The sequence below is a fragment of the Pseudomonas sp. PDM26 genome (assembly GCF_019219185.1).
Lineage (GTDB): Bacteria > Pseudomonadota > Gammaproteobacteria > Pseudomonadales > Pseudomonadaceae > Aquipseudomonas.
The window spans coordinates 1-255 of record NZ_JAHUWC010000074.1 but is presented as its reverse complement, the minus strand read 5'-3'; the positions used below and the strand labels follow the sequence as shown (position 1 = coordinate 255).

The following is a 255-nucleotide window of genomic DNA, read 5'->3' as shown; positions in this document are numbered from 1 at the left end:
ACCAATTTTGTGTGGGAAACGCCTGTAGAAATACGGGGCCATAGCTCAGCTGGGAGAGCGCCTGCCTTGCACGCAGGAGGTCAACGGTTCGATCCCGTTTGGCTCCACCACTACTGCTTCTGATTGTATAAAGCTTAGAAATGAGCATTCCATCGGTTCGATGGTGAATGTTGATTTCTAGTCTTTGACTAGTTCGTTCTTTAAAAATTTGGGTATGTGATAGAAAGATAGACTGAACGTTACTTTCACTGGTAA

The 255-nt window shown here is 44.7% G+C and carries 1 tRNA gene; it reads left to right on the top strand.

What is annotated here, in order from left to right:
- Positions 1–34: 34 nt before the first annotated feature.
- Positions 35–110: transfer RNA gene (locus tag KW849_RS31160), tRNA-Ala, on the top strand.
- Positions 111–255: the final 145 nt, after the last annotated feature.